Below are 22,329 nucleotides of genomic sequence, written 5' to 3' on the forward strand. Positions count from 1 at the left end.
CATGCCCCGAGGCAAGCACCGCCGCCCCCGCACCAACCCGCTCACCCACCGTGCCGTCCTCGCCGGCACCGGCACCGTCGCCCTCGCCCTCCCGCTCCTGAGCGCGACCACCGCAGGTGCCGCGGAGCCCGCCAAGACCTCCACCACGGCCAAGGCCGGCTCGATCACGTACACCACCAAGAAGGGCGACACGCTCTACGGCATCGCGGACCGCTACGACGCCCAGGGCGGCTGGAAGCAGCTCTTCAAGGACAACCGCGAGGTCATCGGCGACAACCCCCGCCTGATCCACCCGGGCGTCGACCTGAAGGTCCGGGCGACCAAGAAGGCGTCAGCGCCGGGCAAGACGGCCGACAAGGCGTCCGCACCCGCCAAGAAGTCCTCCGTCGCCCAGGCCACCCAGACCTCGGTGAAGTCGTACCCGAACAACCTGGACGGCTGGATCCGCAACGCGCTGGACATCATGGCGCAAAACGGAATCCCTGGCTCATACGACGGCATTCACCGCAACATCATGCGCGAGTCGTCCGGCAACCCGCTGGCCATCAACAACTGGGACTCCAACGCCGTGGCGGGCACCCCGTCCAAGGGCCTCCTCCAGGTCATCGACCCCACGTTCGCGGCGTACCACGTGCCGGGCACGGTGTACGACCCCTACGACCCGGTCGCGAACATCGTGGCCGCGTGCAACTACGCGGCCGCGCGCTACGGCTCGATCGACAACGTGAACGGGCCCTACTAGGGAATCGCCCCCGGGACTCCCGGGCCCCCGGGGAAGTAAGCGACTCATCGGCGCATATCGTCCTCTACTGGACGATCACCCTCTACTGGAGATCACCCTCTACTGGACGATATGCGCCAAGCTCCCCGCGAACAGCCTCTCCAGGACGACCGCGATGCCGTCGTCCTCGTTCGACAGGGTGATCTCGTCGGCGACCGCCTTGAGTTCGGGATGCGCGTTGGCCATCGCGACGCCCCGCGCGGCCCAGTCGAACATCGGGATGTCGTTGGGCATGTCACCGAAGGCGATCGTCTCGCGCGGACCGAGCCCGAGATGCTCGGCGGCGAGCGCGAGACCGGTCGCCTTGGTGATGCCGCATGGCTGGAGTTCGACGGTGCCGGGCCCCGACATGGTGACCGTCGCGAGCGAACCGACCACCGCACGCGCCGTCGCCGCCAACTCGTCGTCCGACAGGCTGGGATGGCGTAGCAGCACCTTGCTGATCGGCTCGCACCACAGGTCTCCGCGGCGCCTGACGCGTACGGCGGGCAGGGTCGGGTGCGGCATCAGATACCCGGGCTCGATGAGCGTGAGCCCGTCGACGCCGTCCTGGTCGACGGCGGCGTACACCTGCCCCACCTCGGCCTCGATCTTGCCGAGCGCTGTCTCCGCGAGCTCCCGGTCGAGCGTGACGGACCACAGCAGACGGTCCGCGCCCGCGTCGTACAACTGCGCGCCCTGTCCGCACACCGCGAGCCCCGTACTGCCCAAGTCGTCGAGCAGCGGACGCACTCTGGGCGCCGGCCGTCCCGTCACGACGAGGTGCTGGGCACCGGCCGCCGCCACCCGCGCGAGCGCGTCGACGGTCCGGTCGGAAAGCGTGTCGTCACCGCGGAGCAGCGTCCCGTCCAGGTCAGTGGCGATGAGTGAATATGCGATGGGTGGGGCCATGATCAGAGAATACGGACAGGAGGCCCCATCGACTCGACCTGAACCGGACGGCTGCTGTGTTCACATGCGTTGACACCTGTTCCGGTTCCGCTTCTGCTTCCGCGCCCACAACTGTCCTTTCCCCGTCGCGATTTCACTCCCACGTGGTGCCGGAGCGCGCCTGAGCCGCGCCTGAACCTCCGCCCGCCGTGACGACCTGCTGTTTCTCCGGCACCGGCGACGCGAGGCCGGCACTGCCCAAGACGGGCGCCCCACCCGTAACGTGTGGCCCGACCACATGGCATACGGAGCGGATGAGAGTGAGGCAGCACCCCATGCCCCCCTTCGATCTCCCCGAGGGCGACCCCTTCGGCACACACAACCTTCCGTACGGCGTCTTCTCCCTTCCCGGCTCTGACCCCGCGCGACGGGTCGGCGTCCGGCTCGGCGACCACGTCCTCGACGCGGGCAAGGCGGCCCACGCCCTCGGCTCGCCGTACGCCCCGCTGCTCGCCCAGGACTCCCTGAACGCGCTGCTCGCGGCCGGCCGCACCACCTGGTCCGACGTGCGCCGCGCGGTGACGGCGTGGGTGACGGTGCCCGCGCACCAGGAGACCGTCCGCGACCTGTTCCACCCGCTGTCCTCGGTGACCCTGCACCTCCCCTTCGAGGTCGCGGACTACGTCGACTTCTACGCCTCCGAGAACCACGCCCGGAACGTCGGCCAGATGTTCCGCCCCGACGCCGCGGACTCGCTGACCCCCAACTGGAAGCACCTGCCCATCGGCTACCACGGCCGCTCGGGCACGGTGGTGGTCTCCGGCACGGACGTCGTACGGCCCTCGGGCCAGCGCAAGGCGCCCACCGATCCGGCGCCGCTCTTCGGCCCGTCGGTCCGCCTCGACATCGAGGCCGAGGTCGGCTTCGTGGTCGGGACACCGTCGCGGATGGGCGAACAGGTGGCGCTGGGCGACTTCCGGGAGCACGTCTTCGGCCTGTGCCTCCTCAACGACTGGTCGGCACGCGACATCCAGGCCTGGGAGTACGTCCCCCTCGGCCCCTTCCTCGGCAAGTCCTTCGCCACGTCGGTGTCGGCGTGGATCACCCCGCTGGACGCCCTGGAGGAGGCACGGGTGGCACCACCGGAGCGCACGCACCCCCTGCTGCCCTACCTGGACGACTCCGGCTCCGACACGGAACCCGGCGGCTACGACCTGCGTATCTCGGTGGCCGTCAACGGCCACGTGATTTCCGAACCCCCCTTCTCCACCATGTACTGGACGGCCGCCCAGCAGCTCGCCCACATGACCGTGAACGGCGCCTCGCTGCGCACCGGCGACCTGTACGGCTCCGGCACGGTCAGCGGACCGACCGAGCGCGAGCGCGGCTCACTGCTGGAGCTGACGTGGAACGGCCGGGACCCGCTCGAACTCCCCGACGGCAAGCGGACGTTCCTGGAGGACGGCGATGTCGTGACGCTGACCGCCTGGGCGCCCGGTCCCGGTGGGGTCCGGGTGGGGCTGGGTGACGTCACGGGGCGGATCGTGGCGGGGTGACGACAGTGGGGTCCGGGCCAACTCGGGGCTCCTACCGGGTGGTTCGCGGTCGCGGGCGCGGCCTCGGGCGGGTGTGATGCCGGCCCGGAGCGCGCATTCGGCGCGTCTTTCCCCCTGACTCCTTCAAAGGTCACCGTCATACTGGCTGGCGGTGGAAAGCGCGCCACGACCGGCGTTCGCGGACCGCCGCCCCGCTGTGCCATCCCCGCACCGTCCCGTCCAGGATCCGGAGACCTTGGCATGACCGTCTGCATGCTCCTGCTGAGCATCGTCGCCCTGACGGCCGCCGTACCCGTCCCCCGAGCGCTGACCCGGGCCACCTGGGCCGAGCGGGAACCGGTGGTCGCGCTCTGGGTGTGGCAGTGCCTGGTCGCCACCGTCCTGCTGTGCTGCCTGACGGCCCTGTCCCTGGGCACCGCCGCCGTCTTCGGCACGGTCCGCGCCCAGCTCTTCGCTCCGGCACCGCCGTCGGTGACGGAAGCGTACGACCTCTCGGCCACCCCGGCCTGGGCGAGCGCGCTCACCCTGCTGCTGGCCTGCGGCGCGGCCTGGACGACCGCGATGCTGGCCCGTGAACTCGTCGAGGCGCGCCGGCGACGCGGCCAGGCCAGGGCCCATCTGCGCGAACGCGCCCCCGACCTGCCGGCGGGGCTGGGCTCGGCGCGCGGCCCGCTGCTGGTGCTGGAGGACGAGTACCCGGACGCCTGGTGGATGCCGGGCAGCCCGGCCCAGCTGATCGTCACGACGGGTGCCCTGCACCGCCTGACCGACCACCAGCTCGACGCCGTCCTCACCCACGAGCGTGGCCATGCCCGTGCCCGCCACGACTGGTTGCTGCACCTGTCGACCGCGCTCGCCACCGGATTCCCCCGCATCCCGTTGTTCGCCCATTTCTGCGACCAGACCCACCGCCTGGTCGAACTCGCCGCCGACGACACGGCGTCCCGCCGCTGCGGCCATCTGACGACCGCCCTGGCCCTGATCGAGCTCAACCAGCACCGGGGCGTGCTGTCCTGCGCCTCCACCCACCGCCTCCTGGGCGAACGCGTCGACCGCCTCCTCCAGCCGCCCCCGCGCCTGGGACGCCGCCGCCGCGCCCTCACGACGACGCTGGCCGCACTGGTGCCGTTGCTGCCGCTGCTGATCGCGTTCGCGCCCGGTCTGACGGCGCTGTCCTGAACCGGCGCCGAGCCGAGGGATGCCCCTCCGGACGCCCGCCCCTCCTGGTCCTGGTCCCCTAAGCCCAGTCCTCCGGCTCGGGCTCCGTCTCGGGCCAGTCGTCCATCCCGTGATCGGGCCCGGGATCCGCTGCGGACGCCGCCGCCCCGGCACCGGACTCCGCCCCGCGCACCGAGGCCAGCACCTCAAGGACGCCGTCCCCGTAGGTGGCCAGCTTCTTCTCTCCGACCCCGCCGACGGTGCCGAGCTCACGCACCGACGTGGGCCACACGGTCACGATCTCCCGCAACGTCGCGTCGTGGAAGATCACATACGCCGGTACGCCCTGCTCGCGCGCCTGCTCGGCACGCCAGGCCCGCAGCGCCTCGAAGGCCGGCACCAGCGCCTCCGGCAGCTCGGCCACCGCGGCCTTCGCCTTGCGCTCCCCGCGCCCGGAACCCGACGCCGAACGCGAGGTCGCCGGCTTCTTCGGCTCCTTGCGCAGCGGCACCTCCCGCTCCCGCCGCAGCACCGACCCGCTGGCCTCCGTGAGCACGAGGGTCCCGTAATCACCCTCGACCGCGAGCAGTCCCTGCGCCAGCAACTGCCGGACGACGCCCCGCCATTCGCCCTCCTCGAGCTCCTCGCCGATGCCGAAGACGGACAGCTGGTCGTGGTCGAACTGGATCACCTTGCCGGTGCGCTTGCCCAGCAGGATGTCGACGATCTGCACCGCGCCGAACTTCTGCCCCCGCTCCCGCTGGAGCCGCACCACCGTCGACAGCACCTTCTGCGCCGCGATCGTGCCGTCCACGGTCTCCGGCGGCGTCAGACAGGTGTCGCAGTTGCCGCAGCCCACCGGGTCCGGGTCCTGGCCGAAGTAGGCGAGCAGCTGGCCTCGCCGGCACTGGGCCGTCTCGCACAGCGCCAGCATCGCGTCCAGGTGTGAGGCCGCCCGGCGCCGGAACGCCTCGTCACCCTCACCGGACTGGATCAGCTTGCGCTGCTGAATGACGTCGTTGAGGCCGTAGGCCATCCAGGCCGTGGAGGGCAGGCCGTCACGGCCGGCGCGGCCCGTCTCCTGGTAGTAGCCCTCGACCGACTTGGGCAGGTCGAGATGGGCGACGAACCGCACGTCCGGCTTGTCGATACCCATCCCGAAGGCGATGGTCGCCACCACGACCAGGCCGTCCTCCCGCAGGAACCGGGACTGGTGTGCCGCGCGCGTGCCCGCGTCCAGGCCCGCGTGGTACGGCACCGCCTCGATGCCGTTGCGGCTGAGGAACTCGGCCGTCGCCTCCACCGACTTGCGCGACAGGCAGTAGACGATGCCCGCGTCGCCCGCGTGCTCCTCCCGCAGGAAGCTCAGCAGCTGCTTCTTCGGGTCAGCCTTCGGCACGATCCGGTACTGGATGTTCGGTCGGTCGAAGCTCGCCACGAAGTGCCGGGCCGTCGGCATGTTCAGCCGCTGGGTGATCTCCTGGTGCGTCGCCCGGGTGGCCGTCGCCGTCAGCGCGATCCGCGGGACGTCCGGCCAGCGCTCACCGAGCAGCGACAGGGACAGGTAGTCGGGGCGGAAGTCGTGGCCCCACTGCGACACACAGTGCGCCTCGTCGATCGCGAACACCGCGATCTTGCCCCGCGACAGCAGGTCCAGCGTGGAGTCGAGGCGCAGCCGCTCCGGAGCGAGGTAGAGCAGGTCCAGCTCACCCGCCAGGAACTCCGCCTCCACGGTGCGGCGCTCGTCGAAGTCCTGCGTGGAGTTCATGAACCCGGCCCGCACGCCCAGCGCCCGCAGCGCGTCCACCTGGTCCTGCATCAGCGCGATGAGGGGGGAGACGACCACGCCTGTACCCGGTCTGACCAGGGACGGAATCTGGTAGCAGAGCGACTTGCCGCCTCCGGTCGGCATGAGCACGACGGCGTCCCCGCCGCTCACCACATGCTCGATGACCGCTTCCTGCTCGCCGCGGAAGGCCTCGTACCCGAAGACCCGGTGCAGCGCGGCCAGCGCCTCACTCCCGGCCGCCTCTGCCACCTCGGTCACTCCTGGCATCTCCCTGATCCCACCCGTCGCACCCATCGCCGTGCCCCCCGTACGTCGTCCCTCGACCACTGCCTCCACGATAGGGGCCCGCACCGACAGCCCCGGAGTTATCCACAGGCTCACCCCACTCGACATGACATTGGCCCGGCTTCCCTCAGGGGAAGCCGGGCCACTGCCGTGCCGGGGGAACGCCGCCTCAGCGGACGAAGACCCCCGCGTCGTTCGCCAGATCCAGGAAGTACTGCGGCGCCACGCCCAGCACGAGCGTGACCGCCACACCGACCCCGATCGCCGTCATCGTCAGCGGCGACGGAACGGCGACCGTCGGCCCCTCCGGGTTCGGCTCGCTGAAGAACATCAGCACGATGACGCGGATGTAGAAGAATGCCGCGATCGCCGACGAGATCACACCGACCACGACCAGCGGGCCCGCCCCGCCCTCGGCCGCCGCCTTGAACACGGCGAACTTCCCGGCGAAGCCGGAGGTCAGCGGAATCCCCGCGAAGGCCAGCAGGAACACCGCGAAGACGGCCGCGACCAGCGGCGAACGGCGGCCCAGACCGGCCCACTTGGACAGGTGCGTCGCCTCACCGCCGGCGTCGCGCACCAGTGTCACCACCGCGAACGCGCCGATCGTCACGAACGAGTACGCGGCCAGGTAGAAGAGGACGGACGACACCCCGTCCGGCGTGGTCGCGATGACACCCGCGAGGATGAATCCGGCGTGCGCGATCGACGAGTACGCCAGCAGGCGCTTGATGTCGGTCTGGGTGATCGCGACGATCGCGCCGCCCAGCATGGTGACGATCGCCACGCCCCACATCACCGGCCGCCAGTCCCAGCGCAGGCCGGGCAGCACGACGTACAGGATGCGCAGCAGGGCACCGAACGCGGCCACCTTCGTCGCCGCGGCCATGAAGCCGGTCACCGGCGTCGGCGCGCCCTGGTAGACGTCCGGCGTCCACATGTGGAACGGGACCGCGCCGACCTTGAACAGCAGGCCCATGACGATCATCGCGGCGCCGACGAGCAGCAGCGCGTCGTTGCCCATGGTGTCCGCGAGCGCCGGGGTGACGTCCGGCACCGTGCCGTCGACGACCTGCGCGATCGTCGCGTAGGACACCGAGCCCGCGTAGCCGTACAGCAGCGCGATGCCGAACAGCGTGAACGCGGAGGCGAAGGCACCGAGCAGGAAGTACTTGACCGCGGCCTCCTGCGACATCAGCCGCTTGCGGCGGGCCAGCGCGCACATCAGGTACAGCGGCAGCGAGAAGACTTCCAGGGCGATGAACAGCGTCAGCAGATCGTTGGCCGACGGGAAGATCAGCATGCCCGCGACGGCGAACATCAGCAGCGGGAACACCTCGGTGGTGGTGAACCCGGCCTTCACCGCGGCCTTCTCGCTGTCGCTGCCCGGCACGGAGGCGGCCTGCGCGGCGAAGGAGTCGACCCGGTTGCCGTGCGCGGCCGGGTCGAGCCGCCGCTCGGCGAAGGTGAACAGGCCGACCAGGGCGGCCAGCATGATCGTGCCCTGCAGGAACAGGGCCGGTCCGTCGACGGCGATGGCGCCCATCGCGGCGATGCCCGACTTGGTCGTGGCATATCCGCCCGCCGCCAGCGCCACGACCGCGGCGAAGCCCGCGACGAGCGCCACGGCGGCGACGAACACCTGCGCGTAGTAGCGCGCCTTGCGCGGCACGACCGCCTCGATCAGCACCCCGACGATCGCCGCGCCGACGACGATCAGGGTGGGCGACAGTTGTGCGTACTCGATCTTCGGCGTGTCGATCTTCGAGATCGGGTCGGCCGCGGTTGTCCACAGGCTGTGGACGGCTGATGCGCTCACTTGGCCGCCTCCACCTCGGGCTGGGGATCCTTCTTCTGTACGTCGGACATGGTCTGCTTGACCGCCGGGTTGACGATGTCCGTCAGGGGCTTCGGGTAGACGCCCAGGAAGAGCAGCAGCGCGACCAGCGGGGCGACGACCACGAGCTCACGCACCCTGAGGTCGGGCATCGCGGAGACCTCCGGCTTCACCGGGCCGGTCATCGTCCGCTGGTAGAGGACGAGGACGTACAGCGCGGCGAGCACGATGCCGAAGGTGGCGATGATGCCGATCACCGGGTAGCGCGTGAACGTGCCGACCAGGACCAGGAACTCACTGACGAACGGCGCCAGTCCCGGCAGCGACAGGGTCGCGAGGCCACCGATCAGGAAGGTGCCGGCGAGTACCGGGGCGACCTTCTGCACACCGCCGTAGTCGGCGATGAGCCGCGAGCCGCGCCGCGAGATCAGGAAGCCGGCCACCAGCATCAGCGCGGCCGTCGAGATCCCGTGGTTGACCATGTACAGCGTCGCGCCGGACTGGCCCTGGCTGGTCATCGCGAAGATGCCCATGATGATGAAGCCGAAGTGCGAGATCGACGCGTAGGCGATCAGGCGCTTCATGTCCCGCTGTCCGACCGCGAGCAGCGCGCCGTAGACGATGCTGATCAGCGCCAGGACGAGGATCGCGGGCGTCGCCCACTTGCTGGCCTCCGGGAACAGCTGGAGGCAGAAGCGGAGCATCGCGAAGGTGCCCACCTTGTCGACGACCGCGGTGATGAGGACGGCGACCGGTGCGGTGGCCTCCCCCATCGCGTTCGGCAGCCACGTGTGCAGCGGCCACAACGGCGCCTTCACCGCGAAGGCGAAGAAGAAGCCGAGGAACAGCCAGCGTTCGGTGTTCGTCGCCATGTCGAGCGTGCCGTTGGCGCGGGCCTCGGCGATCTCCTGGAGGCTGAAGTTCCCGGCGACCACGTACAGGCCGATCACCGCGGCCAGCATGATCAGACCGCCGACCAGGTTGTAGAGCAGGAACTTCACGGCCGCGTACGACCGTTGCGTAGACGCCACCTTCTCGCCGTGCTCGTGGGCACGGTCCCCGAAGCCGCCGATGAGGAAGTACATCGGGATGAGCATGGCTTCGAAGAAGATGTAGAAGAGGAAGACGTCGGTGGCCTCGAAGGAGAGGATCACCATCGCCTCGACGGCCAGGATCAGGGCGAAGAAGCCCTGGGTGGGCCGCCACCGCTTGCTGCCGGTCTCCAGCGGGTCGGCGTCGTGCCAGCCCGCGAGGATGATGAACGGGATCAGCAGCGCCGTCAGCGCGATCAGCGCGACCGCGATGCCGTCCACCCCGAGTTCGTAGCGGACCCCGAAGTCCGCGATCCAGGAGTGGGACTCGGTGAGCTGATAGCGGTCGCCGTCGGGGTCGAAGCGGACCAGGACGGTGATCGCGAGGGCGAGTGTGCCGAGCGAGACGAGCAGCCCGAGCCATTTGGCGGCGGTGCGCTGCGCGGCCGGCACGGCGGCCGTGGCGATCGCCCCGATCGCCGGCAGCACCGCCGTGGCTGTCAGAAGAGGAAAGGACATCGGTATCAGACCGCCCTCATCAGCAGGGTCGCGGCGATGAGGATCGCCACACCGCCGAACATCGAGACCGCGTACGACCGCGCGAAGCCGTTCTGCAGCCTGCGCATCCGTCCGGACAGGCCGCCGACCGAGGCCGCCGTGCCGTTGACGACGCCGTCGACCAGCGTGTGGTCGACGTACACCAGGGAGCGTGTGAGGTGCTCGCCGCCGCGGACGAGGACGACGTGGTTGAAGTCGTCCTGGTACAGGTCGCGCCGGGCGGCCCGGGTGAGCACCGACCCGCGCGGGGCGGCGGCCGGGACCGGGCGGCGGCCGTACTGGCCGTAGGCGATGGCGACACCGATGACCATGCACGCGACGGTCGCGCCGGTGATCACTCCCGCGCTCAGCGGCGCGTCACCGTGGTCGTGCCCGGTGATGGGCTCCAGCCAGTGGATGAAGCGGTCGCCGATGCTGAAGAACCCACCGGCGGCCACCGATCCGACGGCCAGCACGATCATGGGGATCGTCATGACCTTGGGCGACTCGTGCGGGTGCGGCTCGTTGCCGTTCGCGTCCGGCTGCCAGCGCTTCTCGCCGAAGAACGTCATCAGCATCACGCGCGTCATGTAGAACGCGGTGATCGCGGCGCCCAGCAGCGCGCAGCCGCCGAGGATCCAGCCCTCGGTGCCTCCCTTGGCGAACGCCGCCTCGATGATCTTGTCCTTGGAGAAGAAGCCGGACAGACCGGGGAAGCCGATGATCGCGAGGTAGCCGAGGCCGAAGGTGACGAAGGTGACCGGCATGTACTTGCGCAGGCCGCCGTACTTGCGCATGTCGACCTCGTCGTTCATGCCGTGCATGACCGAACCGGCGCCGAGGAACAGCCCGGCCTTGAAGAAGCCGTGCGTCACCAGGTGCATGATCGCGAAGACGTAGCCGATGGGGCCGAGGCCGGCCGCGAGGACCATGTAGCCGATCTGCGACATGGTCGAGCCGGCCAGCGCCTTCTTGATGTCGTCCTTCGCGCAACCGACGATCGCACCGAACAGGAGCGTGACGACGCCGACGATCGTGACGACCAGCTGTGCGTCGGGCGCCGCGTTGAAGATCGCTCCGGAGCGGACGATCAGGTAGACGCCCGCGGTCACCATCGTCGCGGCGTGGATGAGGGCCGAGACCGGAGTCGGGCCTTCCATCGCGTCCCCGAGCCAGGACTGGAGCGGTACCTGGGCGGACTTGCCGCACGCGGCGAGCAGCAGCATCAGGCCGATCGCGGTGAGCTTGCCCTCGCTCGCGTCGCCGACCATGCCCGGCTCGCCCTCGCCGCCGAGCAGCGGCCCGAAGGCGAAGGTGCCGAACCAGAAGAACATCAGCATGATCGCGATCGACAGGCCCATGTCGCCGACGCGGTTGACCAGGAAGGCCTTCTTCGCGGCGGTGGCGGCGCTGGGCTTGTGCTGCCAGAAACCGATCAGCAGGTAGGAGGCGAGACCGACGCCCTCCCAGCCGACGTACAGCAGGAGGTAGTTGTCGGCGAGGACGAGCAGCAGCATCGCCGCGAGGAACAGGTTCAGATAGCCGAAGAAGCGGCGGCGCCGCTCGTCGTGCTCCATGTACCCGACCGAGTACAGGTGGATCAGCGAGCCGACGCCGGTGATCAGCAGCACGAACGTCATCGACAGCTGGTCGAGGCGGAAGGCGACGTCCGCCTGGAAGCCCTCGACCTGGATCCAGCTGAACAGGTGCTGGGTGAGGGTCCGCTGTTCGGGATCCTTGCCCAGCAGGTCGGCGAAGAGGACCACGCCGAAGGCGAAGGAGACGAACGACAGGAGCGTGCCGAGCCACTGGCCGACGGCGTCGAGGCGCCGGCCGCCGCACAGCAGTACGGCCGCTCCGAGCAGGGGCGCCGCGATCAGCAGCGCAATCAGGTTCTCCACGATTTCTTCCGACCCCTCAGAGCTTCATCAGGCTGGCGTCGTCGACCGAGGCCGAGTGGCGGGAACGGAACAGCGACACGATGATCGCCAGCCCGACCACGACCTCCGCCGCGGCGACGACCATCGTGAAGAAGGCGATGATCTGGCCGTCGAGGTTGCCGTGCATCCGGGAGAAGGCGACGAGCGTCAGGTTGCAGGCGTTGAGCATGAGCTCGATGCACATGAACACGACGATCGCGTTGCGCCTGATCAGTACGCCGGTGGCGCCGATCGTGAACAGAAGGGCCGCGAGATACAGGTAGTTGACCGGGTTCACTTGGACGCCTCCTCCGGCCGCTTGAAGGTGGACGGCTCGATCGCGGTCCGCTCCAGCCGCTCCTCCGCGCGCTGCTCCAGCGCCCGCAGGTCGTTGAGCGCCTCGGTGGACACGTCACGGATCTGGCCGCGTTCGCGCAGCGTCTTGCTGACCGTGAGGTCGGACGGGGTGCCGTCGGGGAGCAGGCCCGCGATGTCCACGGCGTTGTGCCGGGCGTAGACGCCCGGGGCCGGGAGCGGCGGGATGTACTTGCCCTCGCGGATGCGCTCCTCGGACAGCTCGCGCTGGGTCTTGGCCCGCTCGGTGCGCTCGCGGTGCGTGAGCACCATGGCGCCGACGGCGGCCGTGATCAGCAGGGCGCCGGTGATCTCGAAGGCGAAGACGTACTTGGTGAAGATGAGGGCGGCGAGGCCCTCCACATTGCCGTTCGCGTTCGCCTGGGCGAGGCCGTCGAACTCCGTGATGGAGGCGTTTCCGATGCCCCCGATCAGCAGGACGCCGAAGCCGAGCCCACAGAGAAGGGCCAGCCAACGCTGACCCTTGATGGTCTCCTTCAGGGAGTCCGCGGCCGTGACGCCGACGAGCATCACCACGAACAGGAACAGCATCATGATCGCGCCGGTGTAGACGACGATCTGCACGATGCCCAGGAAGTAGGCGCCGTTGGCGAGGTAGAAGACAGCCAGAACGATCATGGTCCCGGCCAGGCAGAGGGCGCTGTGCACGGCCTTCTTCATGAAGACGGTGCACAGGGCGCCGATCACCGCGACCGTGCCGAGGATCCAGAACTGGACGGCCTCTCCGGTGGAGGTGGAGTAGGCGGCGAGTTGTGCGGTCATCGGCCGATCACCTTCTCGGACGCCGGCTCGGTCTCGCCGAAGGTCGAGTCGGCCTCCTGCACGACCTCGCCCTTGGAGTGGGCGACCTGCCGCTCGGTGCCGGGCGCGGCCTCCGTCACCAGCCCCCGGTAGTAGTCCTGCTCGTCGGTCCCCGGGTAGATGGCGTGGGGGGTGTCGACCATGCCGTCCTCAAGGCCGGCGAGCAGCTGCTCCTTGGTGTAGATGAGGTTGGCGCGGCTGGAGTCCGCCAGCTCGAACTCGTTCGTCATCGTCAGCGCGCGCGTGGGGCACGCCTCGATGCACAGGCCGCACAGGATGCAGCGGGCGTAGTTGATCTGGTACACGCGCCCGTACCGCTCGCCCGGGGAGTAGCGCTCCTCCTCGGTGTTGTCGGCGCCCTCCACGTAGATGGCGTCGGCGGGGCAGGCCCAGGCGCACAGCTCGCAGCCGACGCACTTCTCCAGGCCGTCCGGATGGCGGTTGAGCTGGTGCCGTCCGTGGAAGCGCGGAGCGGTGGTCTTCGGCTGCTCCGGGTACTGCTCGGTCAGCCGCTTCTTGAACATGGCCTTGAAGGTCACGCCGAAGCCTGCGACGGGGTTCATGAAACCGGGCTTGGTCTCCTTGGGCTCCTCAGCCATCGGACGCCTCCTTTCCCTCCGTGGAACCGCTCAGCGATCCGTCACTCTGAGTATCGGGCCCGCCACTGACAATCAGGTCCCGCTCACGGTGCGAGCGGCGCCGCGGCACCGGCGGCAACTCCTGTCCCGGCAGCGGCGGTACGGGGAATCCGCCCGCCATCGCGTCGAACGCGGCCGGTTCCTCGGCGGCCCGCTCGGTGCCCTTGGCCTTCTCGCGGAACATGTCGACGACGAAGGAGAGCAGGAGCAGTGCGAGGACGCCGCCGCCGACGTAGAGGGCGATGTCGGCGAAGTCGTAGTTCTCGTTGCGCAGGGTCCGCACGGTCGCGACCAGCATCAGCCAGACGACGGAGACCGGGATGAGGACCTTCCAGCCGAGCTTCATCAGCTGGTCGTAGCGGACGCGAGGCAGCGTGCCGCGCAGCCAGATGAAGAAGAACAGCAGCAGTTGGACCTTGATCACGAACCAGAGCAGCGGCCACCAGCCGTGGTTCGCGCCCTCCCAGAAGGCGCTGACCGGATACGGGGCCCGCCAGCCGCCCAGGAAGAGCGTCACCGACACGGCCGAGACCGTCACCATGTTCACGTACTCGGCGAGCATGAACATCGCGAACTTGATCGACGAGTACTCGGTGTTGAAGCCGCCGACCAGGTCGCCCTCGGACTCCGGCATGTCGAAGGGGGCGCGGTTGGTCTCGCCGACCATCGTCACGATGTAGATCAGGAACGACACCGGCAGCAGCACGATGTACCAGCGGTCCTGCTGCGCCTCGACGATCGCCGAGGTCGACATCGACCCGGAGTAGAGGAACACCGAGGCGAACGCGGCGCCCATCGCGATCTCGTAGGAGATCATCTGCGCGCAGGAGCGCAGGCCGCCGAGCAGCGGATAGGTGGATCCGGAACTCCAACCCGCCAGCACGATGCCGTAGATGCCGACCGAGGCGACCGCGAGGATGTAGAGCATCGCGATCGGCAGGTCGGTGAGCTGCATCGTGGTGCGCTGGCCGAAGATCGAGATCTCGTTGCCGGCCGGGCCGAAGGGGATCACCGCGATCGCCATGAAGGCCGGGATGGCCGCGACGATCGGCGCGAGGACGTAGACGACCTTGTCCGCGCGTTTGACGATGACGTCTTCCTTCAGCATCAGCTTGATGCCGTCGGCGAGCGACTGGAGCATGCCCCAGGGGCCGTGCCGGTTGGGCCCGATGCGCAGCTGCATCCAGGCGACGACCTTGCGCTCCCAGACGATGGAGAACAGCACGGTCACCATCAGGAAGGCGAAGCAGAACACCGCCTTGATGACGACCAGCCACCAGGGGTCGCGGCCGAACATCGAGAGGTCTTCAGCGGCGAGGAAAGGGCTCATGCCTCCACCTCCTCGGGGGCCTCGGACGCGAGCGTCGCCGGGCCGATGCGGACGAGTGAGCCGGGCAGCGCCCCGGTGTCGGAGGCGACGCCGCCGCCCACCGAGTTCAGCGGCAGCCACACCACCCGGTCGGGCATCTCCGTGATCTGCAGCGGCAGTTCGACCACTCCCGCGGGGCCGGTCACGGCAAGGACGTCGCCGTCCTTCACGCCGGCCTCGGCGGCCGTGGCGGCCGACACGCGCGCGTGGGCGGCGTGCCGGGTGCCGGCGAGCGCCTCGTCGCCCTGCTGGAGCAGGCCCTGGTCGAGCAGCAGCCGGTGTCCGGCGAGGACGGCCTCTCCGGCGGCCGGCCGCGGCAACTGGGCCCCGGTCGCGAGCGGGTCGGTGGCCCGCGGTCCGTCCCAGGCGCCGAGCCGGTCGATCTCCGCGCGCGTGGTGCGCAGATCCGGCAGGCCCAGGTGTACGTCCATGGCGTCGGCCAGCATCTGCAGCACGCGCGCGTCGGTCGGGGCCAGGCGGCGGGTCATCTGGTCGGGCTTGAGCGCGGCCTCGAAGAAGCGCACCCGGCCCTCCCAGTTGAGGAAGGTGCCGGCCTTCTCGGCGACCGCGGCGACGGGCAGGACGACGTCGGCGCGCCGGGTCACCTCACCGGGCCGCAGTTCGAGCGAGACCACGAACCCGGCCTCGGCGAGCGCCTCACGCGCGCGTGCCGGGTCCGGCAGGTCGGCGACCTCGACGCCCGCCACCAGCAGGGCCTGGAGTTCGCCGGACGCGGCGGCCTCCACGATCTGGCCGGTGTCGCGGCCGTAGCGGACCGGGAGGTCGGCCACGCCCCAGACGGCGGCGACCTCCTCACGCGCGCGCGGGTCGGTCGCGGGACGTCCGCCCGGCAGCAGCGAGGGCAGTGCGCCCACCTCGACGGCGGCACGCTCGCCCGCCCGGCGCGGGATCCAGACCAGTTCGGCGCCGGTCGCCGTCGCGGCCCGTACGGCGGCGGTGAGCCCGCCCGCCACGGCGGCCAGCCGCTCGCCGACGACGATCACCGCGCCCTCGGTGCGCAGCGCCTCGGAGGCCCGCGCACCGTCCTCGTCCAGGCCGACCCCGCTCGCCAGCGCGTCCAGCCACTCGGTCTCGGTGCCGGGGGCGGCCGGCAGCAGGGTGCCGCCCGCCTTCTCCAGGCCGCGGGTCGGGTGCGTGGCGAGCGAGAAGACCTTCTGTCCGTGACCGCGCCAGGCCTTGCGCAGCCGCAGGAAGACGCCGGGCGCCTCCTCCTCGGACTCGAACCCGGCGAGCAGGACGGCCGGCGCCTTCTCCAGGGAGGTGTACGTGACGCCCGTACCGTCCAGGTCGCGGCCGTGACCGGCGACCCGCGCGGCGAGGAAGTCGGCCTCCTCGCCGCTGTGCACGCGCGCGCGGAAGTCGATGTCGTTCGTGTCGAGCGCCACGCGCGCGAACTTGCTGTACGCGTAGGCGTCCTCGACGGTGAGCCGGCCGCCGGTCAGCACGCCGGTGCGGCCGCGCGAGGCGAGCAGCCCCTGAGCCGCGATCTGCAGCGCTTCCGGCCAGGACGCCGGTTCGAGGTCACCCTCGGCGTTGCGCACCAGCGGGGTCTGGAGCCGGTCGCGCTGCTGGGCGTACCGGAAGCCGAAGCGCCCCTTGTCGCAGATCCACTCCTCGTTGACCTCGGGGTCGTTGGCGGCGAGCCGTCGCATGACCTTGCCGCGCCGGTGGTCGGTGCGGGTGGCGCAGCCGCCGGAGCAGTGCTCGCAGACGCTCGGGGACGACACGAGGTCGAAGGGGCGCGAGCGGAAGCGGTACGCCGCCGAGGTGAGCGCGCCGACCGGGCAGATCTGGATGGTGTTGCCCGAGAAGTACGACTCGAACGGGTCGCCCTCACCGGTGCCGACCTGCTGGAGCGCGCCCCGCTCCAGCAGCTCGATCATCGGGTCGCCCGCGACCTGGTTGGAGAACCGGGTGCAGCGGGCGCACAGCACGCACCGCTCGCGGTCGAGCAGCACCTGCGTGGAGATCGGTACGGGCTTCTCGTACGTCCGCTTCCTGCCCTCGAACCGGGACTCGGAGTGGCCGTGCGACATGGCCTGGTTCTGCAGCGGGCACTCGCCGCCCTTGTCGCAGACCGGGCAGTCCAGCGGGTGGTTGATGAGCAGGAGCTCCATCACACCCTTCTGGGCCTTCTCGGCGACCGGCGAGGTGAGATGCGTCTTCACGACCATGCCGTCCGTGCAGGTGATCGTGCAGGACGCCATCGGCTTGCGCTGGCCCTCGACCTCGACGATGCACTGGCGGCAGGCGCCGGCCGGGTCGAGGAGCGGGTGGTCGCAGAAGCGGGGGATCTCGATGCCGAGTTGCTCGGCGGCGCGGATGACCAGCGTGCCCTTCGGCACACTGATCTCGACGCCGTCGATCGTGAGCGTCACGAGATCCTCCGGCGGGACCGCCGCCTCTCCCCCTCCGGAGGGAGCGCTCGTGGTCACAGTCATGCGTTCACCTCCGTACGGTGGTCGGCCCAGGCCGTCGACCTGGCCGGGTCGAAGGGGCAGCCCCGGCCCGTGATGTGCTGCTCGTACTCCTCGCGGAAGTACTTCAGCGAGGAGAAGATCGGCGAGGCGGCGCCGTCGCCGAGGGCGCAGAAGGACTTGCCGTTGATGTTGTCGGCGATGTCGTTCAGCTTGTCGAGGTCGCTCATGACGCCCTTGCCGGCCTCGATGTCGCGCAGCAGCTGCACGAGCCAGTAGGTGCCTTCGCGGCAGGGTGTGCACTTGCCGCAGGACTCGTGGGCGTAGAACTCGGTCCAGCGGGTGACGGCGCGCACGACGCAGGTCGTCTCGTCGAAGCACTGCAGGGCCTTGGTGCCGAGCATGGAACCGGCGGCGCCCACTCCCTCGTAGTCGAGCGGGACGTCGAGGTGCTCGTCGGTGAACATCGGCGTCGAGGAGCCGCCCGGCGTCCAGAACTTCAGACGGTGGCCGGGCCGCATACCGCCGCTCATCTCGAGGAGCTGGCGCAGGGTGATGCCGAGCGGGGCCTCGTACTGGCCGGGGCTCGCGACGTGGCCGCTGAGCGAGTAGAGCGTGAAGCCCGGGGACTTCTCGCTGCCCATCGACCGGAACCAGTCCTTGCCCCGATGCAGAATCGCGGGAACCGACGCGATCGACTCGACGTTGTTCACAACAGTCGGGCAGGCGTAGAGACCTGCCACCGCAGGGAAGGGGGGACGCAGCCGCGGTTGACCACGGCGGCCTTCGAGCGAGTCGAGCAGCGCGGTCTCCTCACCGCAGATGTACGCGCCGGCGCCGGCGTGCACGGTGAGTTCGAGGTCGAGTCCGCTGCCCAGGATGTTCTCGCCGAGGAATCCCGCCGCGTAGGCCTCGCGCACGGCCTCGTGCAACCGCCGCAGAACGGGGACGACTTCACCACGCAGATAGATGAAGGCATGCGAAGACCTGATGGCGTAACACGCGATGACGATGCCCTCGATGAGGCTGTGCGGGTTCGCGAAGAGGAGCGGGATGTCCTTGCACGTCCCGGGCTCCGACTCGTCGGCGTTGACAACTAGATAGTGCGGTTTTCCATCGCCCTGGGGAATGAACTGCCATTTCATTCCGGTGGGGAATCCCGCGCCGCCGCGCCCGCGCAGACCGGACTCCTTGACGTACGCGATCAGGTCGTCCGGCGACATGGCGAGCGCCTTGCGAAGTCCCTCGTACCCTTCGTGCCTGCGGTAGACGTCCAGCGTCCAGGACCTGTCCTCGTCCCAGAAGGCCGACAGCACGGGTGCGAGCAGCTTCTCGGGGCTGTTTTCCTTCAGCTCGGGTGCCAATGTCATCACTCCCCCTCCTCGGCGACAGGCCCTGCCGGGTGGGCCGGGTCGGATGCCGACGTCTCATGCGGCGCGTCGTGCGAACTGAGGTGCTCGGTCGGCGACGGCTCGTGCACCGGCCTGTCCTGCGGCTCGTCGTGCGGGCCGCCGTCACGCGGATGGACCACGCGCGCGGGTGCGGCCTCTCCCCTGGCCAGGCGGAGACCCACCAGCGACGCCGGTCCCGCACTGCCGCTCTCCTCGACGGCCCCGGGCCGCTCGTCGGGGAAGCCGGCCAGGATCCGCGCGGTCTCCTTGAAGGTGCACAGCCGAGCCCCGCGCGTCGGCTCCACGGGCCTGCCCTCGCGCAGGTCGTCGACGAGGCGCTTGGCGCTGTCGGGGGTCTGGTTGTCGAAGAACTCCCAGTTGACCATCACGACCGGCGCGAAGTCGCAGGCCGCGTTGCACTCGATGTGCTCCAGGGTGACCTTGCCGTCGCCGGTGGTCTCCCCGTTGCCGACGCCGAGGTGCTCCTGGAGCTCCTCGAAGATCGCGTCGCCGCCCATCACCGCACACAGGGTGTTGGTGCAGACGCCCACCTGGTAGTCACCGCTCGGCTTGCGCCGGTACATGGTGTAGAAGGTGGCGACCGCGGTGACCTCGGCCGTGGTCAGCTCCAGCATGTCCGCGCAGAACTGCATCCCGGTGCGCGTGACATGGCCCTCCTCCGACTGCACGAGATGCAGCAACGGCAGGAGGGCGGACCGGGAGTCCGGGTAGCGGGCGATGATCTCGCGCGCGTCGGTCTCCAGCCGGGCTCGAACGTCGTCCGGGTAGCCGGGCGCGGGCAGTTCGGGCATGCCCAGGCTGACGCCCGGCTCGGAAGAAGAGGTGGTCACCGGTCGACGCCTCCCATCACGGGGTCGATGGACGCGACGGCGACGATGACGTCGGCGACCTGGCCGCCCTCGCACATCGCCGCCATGGCCTGCAGGTTGGTGAAGGACGGGTCCCGGAAGTGGACCCGGAAGGGGCGGGTGCCGCCGTCGGACACGGCGTGCACCCCGAGTTCGCCCTTGGGCGACTCGACGGCCGCGTACGCCTGTCCCGGCGGTACGCGGAAGCCCTCGGTGACCAGCTTGAAGTGGTGGATCAGGGCCTCCATGGAGGTGCCCATGATCTTCTTGATGTGGTCGAGGGAGTTGCCGAGCCCGTCGGGTCCCAGGGCGAGCTGGGCGGGCCAGGCGATCTTCTTGTCGGCGACCATGACCGGGCCGGGCTGCAGCCGGTCCAGGCACTGCTCGATGATCCCCAGCGACTGGCGCATCTCTTCCAGGCGAATCAGGAAGCGCCCGTAGGAGTCGCAGGTGTCGGCGGTCGGGACCTCGAAGTCGTAGGTCTCGTAGTCGCAGTACGGCTGCGTCTTGCGCAGGTCGTGCGGGAGGCCGGTGGAGCGCAGGATCGGGCCGGTGGCGCCGAGCGCCATGCAGCCGGCCAGGTCGAGATAGCCGACGTCCTGCATGCGGGCCTTGAAGATGGGGTTCCCGGTGGCGAGCTTGTCGTACTCCGGGAGGTTCTTCTTCATCTTCTTCACGAACTCGCGGATGTGGTCCACCGCGCCGGGCGGCAGGTCCTGGGCGAGTCCGCCGGGCCGGATGTACGCGTGGTTCATGCGCAGGCCCGTGATGAGCTCGTAGATGTCGAGAATCATTTCACGATCACGGAATCCGTAGATCATGATCGTGGTGGCGCCGAGCTCCATGCCGCCGGTGGCGATGCACACCAGGTGGGAGGAGAGCCGGTTCAGCTCCATCAGGAGCACTCGGATGATCTTGGCGCGCTCGGTGATCTGGTCCTCGATGCCGAGGAGCTTCTCGACGGCGAGACAGTAGGCGGTCTCGTTGAAGAAGGACGTCAGGTAGTCCATGCGCGTCACGAACGTGGTGCCCTGCGTCCAGGTCCGGTACTCGAGGTTCTTCTCGATGCCGGTGTGGAGATAGCCGATGCCGCAGCGGGCCTCGGTGACGGTCTCGCCGTCGATCTCCAGGATCAGGCGGAGCACACCGTGCGTGGAGGGGTGCTGGGGACCCATGTTGAGGACGATGCGCTCGTCGTCGGCACGGGCCGCGGCCTGGACGACCTCGTCCCAGTCGCCACCGGTGACCGTGTAGACGGTGCCCTCGGTGGTCTCTCGAGAAAGACTCTGTGTCCCGGAGGGACCCGATGAGGGGTGGTGGCCGGGTGACGGGTGGGCGGATGCTGACTGCGTGCTCACGAGTACGACCTCCGCTGGTCCGGAGCCGGGATCTGGGCGCCCTTGTACTCGACGGGGATGCCGCCGAGGGGGTAGTCCTTGCGCTGCGGGTGGCCCTGCCAGTCGTCCGGCATCATGATCCGCGTCAGGGCCGGGTGACCGTCGAAGACGATGCCGAAGAAGTCGTACGTCTCGCGCTCGTGCCAGTCGTTCGTCGGGTAGACGGAGCACAGCGACGGGATGTGCGGGTCGCTGTCGGGGGCGCTGACTTCGAGGCGGATCAGCCGGTTGTGGGTGATCGAGCGCAGGTGGTAGACGGCGTGCAGCTCACGGCCCTTGTCGCTCGGGTAGTGGACGCCGCTGACCCCGGTGCACAACTCGAAGCGCAGGGCCGGGTCGTCGCGCAGCGTACGGGCCACGCGGACCAGGTGCTCGCGCTCGATGTGGAAGGTGAGTTCACCGCGGTCGACGACCGTCTTCTCGATGGCGTTGCCGGGGAGGAGTCCCTGCTCCTCCAGCGCGCCCTCGAGTTCGTCGGCGACCTCGTCGAACCAGCCTCCGTAGGGGCGGCCCGTGGGGCCCGGGAGGCGGATCGAGCGCACGAGGCCGCCGTAGCCGGAGGTGTCGCCGCCGCTGTTGGCGCCGAACATGCCGCGCTGGACGCGGATCTCCTCGCCGCCCTGGCCGCGCTGGCCGGGGAGGTTGGAGGCGGAGAGGTCCTTCTCGGGGTTGACCCCGTTGGAACCGTTCGCCCCGTTCGCACCGTTGGTGCCGTTCGCGTCGCTCACCGCAGCAGCCCCTTCATCTCGATCGTGGGCAGGGCCTTGAGCGCCGCTTCCTCCGCCTCCCGGGCCGCCTCCTCGGCGTTCACGCCGAGCTTGGAGGACTGGATCTTCTGGTGAAGCTTGAGGATGGCGTCCATCAGCATCTCGGGCCGTGGCGGGCAGCCCGGGAGATAGATGTCGACCGGGACGATGTGGTCGACGCCCTGGACGATCGCGTAGTTGTTGAACATGCCGCCCGAGGAGGCGCAGACCCCCATGGAGATCACCCACTTGGGGTTCGGCATCTGGTCGTAGACCTGCCTGAGCACCGGCGCCATCTTCTGACTGACCCGGCCGGCGACGATCATCAGGTCGGCCTGGCGCGGGGATCCGCGGAAGACCTCCATGCCGAAGCGCGCCAGGTCGTAGCGGCCGGCGCCGGTGGTCATCATCTCGATGGCACAGCAGGCGAGGCCGAAGGTGGCCGGGAAGACAGACGCCTTGCGCACCCAGCCCGCGGCCTGCTCGACGGTGGTCAGCAGGAATCCGCTCGGCAGCTTTTCTTCGAGTCCCATGTCGTTAAA

18 protein-coding genes are annotated in these 22,329 nt (G+C 69.7%); 3 read left to right on the forward strand and 15 right to left on the reverse strand.

The features are described 5' to 3' along the window. Nucleotide 1: 1 nt before the first annotated feature. Complete coding sequence (locus tag ACIRD7_RS28420; RefSeq protein ID WP_403458015.1) at nucleotides 2–742, forward strand: LysM peptidoglycan-binding domain-containing protein; 741 nt, start codon at nucleotides 2–4, stop codon at nucleotides 740–742. A gap of 99 nt (nucleotides 743–841) precedes the next feature. On the opposite strand, the gene ACIRD7_RS28425 is transcribed toward ACIRD7_RS28420, so the two are convergent. Next, nucleotides 842–1,672: an HAD family hydrolase gene (locus tag ACIRD7_RS28425; protein ID WP_403458017.1), complete on the reverse strand. Its 831-nt coding sequence runs from the start codon at nucleotides 1,670–1,672 to the stop codon at nucleotides 842–844. Between the two features lie 314 nt (nucleotides 1,673–1,986). Here ACIRD7_RS28425 and fahA point away from each other — a divergent pair, with 314 nt between their 5' ends. Beyond that, complete coding sequence (gene fahA, locus ACIRD7_RS28430) at nucleotides 1,987–3,207, forward strand: fumarylacetoacetase (protein ID WP_403458019.1); 1,221 nt, start codon at nucleotides 1,987–1,989, stop codon at nucleotides 3,205–3,207. A 240-nt stretch (nucleotides 3,208–3,447) separates the two neighbouring features. Beyond that, nucleotides 3,448–4,386: a M56 family metallopeptidase gene (locus ACIRD7_RS28435; RefSeq protein WP_403458020.1), complete on the forward strand. Its 939-nt coding sequence runs from the start codon at nucleotides 3,448–3,450 to the stop codon at nucleotides 4,384–4,386. A gap of 58 nt (nucleotides 4,387–4,444) precedes the next feature. Here the strand turns inward: ACIRD7_RS28435 and recQ are convergent, their stop codons facing one another. The 14 genes from recQ to ACIRD7_RS28505 all read right to left on the reverse strand — a co-directional run bounded on the left by recQ (nucleotide 4,445) and on the right by ACIRD7_RS28505 (nucleotide 22,320). Further along, on the reverse strand, nucleotides 4,445–6,448 hold the full coding sequence (gene recQ, locus ACIRD7_RS28440; RefSeq protein WP_403458022.1) for a DNA helicase RecQ: 2,004 nt from the start codon (nucleotides 6,446–6,448) through the stop codon (nucleotides 4,445–4,447). Between the two features lie 160 nt (nucleotides 6,449–6,608). Beyond that, nucleotides 6,609–8,258 carry an NADH-quinone oxidoreductase subunit NuoN gene (gene nuoN / locus ACIRD7_RS28445; protein WP_403458024.1) on the reverse strand — a complete coding sequence of 550 codons (1,650 nt, stop codon included), beginning with the start codon at nucleotides 8,256–8,258 and terminating at the stop codon, nucleotides 6,609–6,611. Continuing rightward, nucleotides 8,255–9,826 carry an NADH-quinone oxidoreductase subunit M gene (locus tag ACIRD7_RS28450; protein WP_403458026.1) on the reverse strand — a complete coding sequence of 524 codons (1,572 nt, stop codon included), beginning with the start codon at nucleotides 9,824–9,826 and terminating at the stop codon, nucleotides 8,255–8,257. The genes nuoN and ACIRD7_RS28450 overlap by 4 nt, the downstream gene beginning before the upstream one ends. Nucleotides 9,827–9,831: 5 nt before the next feature. Further along, nucleotides 9,832–11,745: an NADH-quinone oxidoreductase subunit L gene (nuoL, locus tag ACIRD7_RS28455; RefSeq protein ID WP_403458027.1), complete on the reverse strand. Its 1,914-nt coding sequence runs from the start codon at nucleotides 11,743–11,745 to the stop codon at nucleotides 9,832–9,834. A gap of 16 nt (nucleotides 11,746–11,761) precedes the next feature. Next, on the reverse strand, nucleotides 11,762–12,061 hold the full coding sequence (gene nuoK, locus ACIRD7_RS28460; protein ID WP_003998919.1) for an NADH-quinone oxidoreductase subunit NuoK: 300 nt from the start codon (nucleotides 12,059–12,061) through the stop codon (nucleotides 11,762–11,764). Beyond that, on the reverse strand, nucleotides 12,058–12,900 hold the full coding sequence (locus tag ACIRD7_RS28465; RefSeq protein ID WP_403458029.1) for an NADH-quinone oxidoreductase subunit J: 843 nt from the start codon (nucleotides 12,898–12,900) through the stop codon (nucleotides 12,058–12,060). Before ACIRD7_RS28465 ends, nuoK begins: the two co-directional genes overlap by 4 nt. Beyond that, nucleotides 12,897–13,538, reverse strand: a complete 642-nt coding sequence (nuoI, locus tag ACIRD7_RS28470; protein WP_403458030.1) for an NADH-quinone oxidoreductase subunit NuoI — start codon at nucleotides 13,536–13,538, stop codon at nucleotides 12,897–12,899. The genes ACIRD7_RS28465 and nuoI overlap by 4 nt, the downstream gene beginning before the upstream one ends. Next, on the reverse strand, nucleotides 13,531–14,907 hold the full coding sequence (gene nuoH / locus ACIRD7_RS28475; RefSeq protein WP_403458032.1) for an NADH-quinone oxidoreductase subunit NuoH: 1,377 nt from the start codon (nucleotides 14,905–14,907) through the stop codon (nucleotides 13,531–13,533). The genes nuoI and nuoH overlap by 8 nt, the downstream gene beginning before the upstream one ends. Continuing rightward, entirely contained in the window at nucleotides 14,904–17,408 is a 2,505-nt protein-coding gene (locus ACIRD7_RS28480) for an NADH-quinone oxidoreductase subunit G (RefSeq protein ID WP_403458033.1), read from the reverse strand. Before ACIRD7_RS28480 ends, nuoH begins: the two co-directional genes overlap by 4 nt. Next, a complete protein-coding gene (gene nuoF / locus ACIRD7_RS28485; protein ID WP_403458035.1) occupies nucleotides 17,405–18,754 on the reverse strand; it encodes an NADH-quinone oxidoreductase subunit NuoF in 1,350 nt (449 codons plus the stop codon). The genes ACIRD7_RS28480 and nuoF overlap by 4 nt, the downstream gene beginning before the upstream one ends. After that, on the reverse strand, nucleotides 18,754–19,626 hold the full coding sequence (gene nuoE / locus ACIRD7_RS28490) for an NADH-quinone oxidoreductase subunit NuoE (RefSeq protein ID WP_403458037.1): 873 nt from the start codon (nucleotides 19,624–19,626) through the stop codon (nucleotides 18,754–18,756). Before nuoE ends, nuoF begins: the two co-directional genes overlap by 1 nt. After that, complete coding sequence (locus ACIRD7_RS28495; RefSeq protein WP_403458038.1) at nucleotides 19,623–21,002, reverse strand: NADH-quinone oxidoreductase subunit D; 1,380 nt, start codon at nucleotides 21,000–21,002, stop codon at nucleotides 19,623–19,625. Before ACIRD7_RS28495 ends, nuoE begins: the two co-directional genes overlap by 4 nt. Next, nucleotides 20,999–21,769 (reverse strand): NADH-quinone oxidoreductase subunit C, encoded by a 771-nt coding sequence (locus ACIRD7_RS28500; protein WP_403458041.1) that lies wholly within the window; start codon nucleotides 21,767–21,769, stop codon nucleotides 20,999–21,001. Before ACIRD7_RS28500 ends, ACIRD7_RS28495 begins: the two co-directional genes overlap by 4 nt. Then, entirely contained in the window at nucleotides 21,766–22,320 is a 555-nt protein-coding gene (locus tag ACIRD7_RS28505; protein WP_007383964.1) for an NADH-quinone oxidoreductase subunit B family protein, read from the reverse strand. Before ACIRD7_RS28505 ends, ACIRD7_RS28500 begins: the two co-directional genes overlap by 4 nt. Nucleotides 22,321–22,329: the final 9 nt, after the last annotated feature.

Origin of the sequence: Streptomyces sp. NPDC093568 (genome assembly GCF_044764945.1) — a bacterium.
GTDB lineage: Bacteria > Actinomycetota > Actinomycetes > Streptomycetales > Streptomycetaceae > Streptomyces.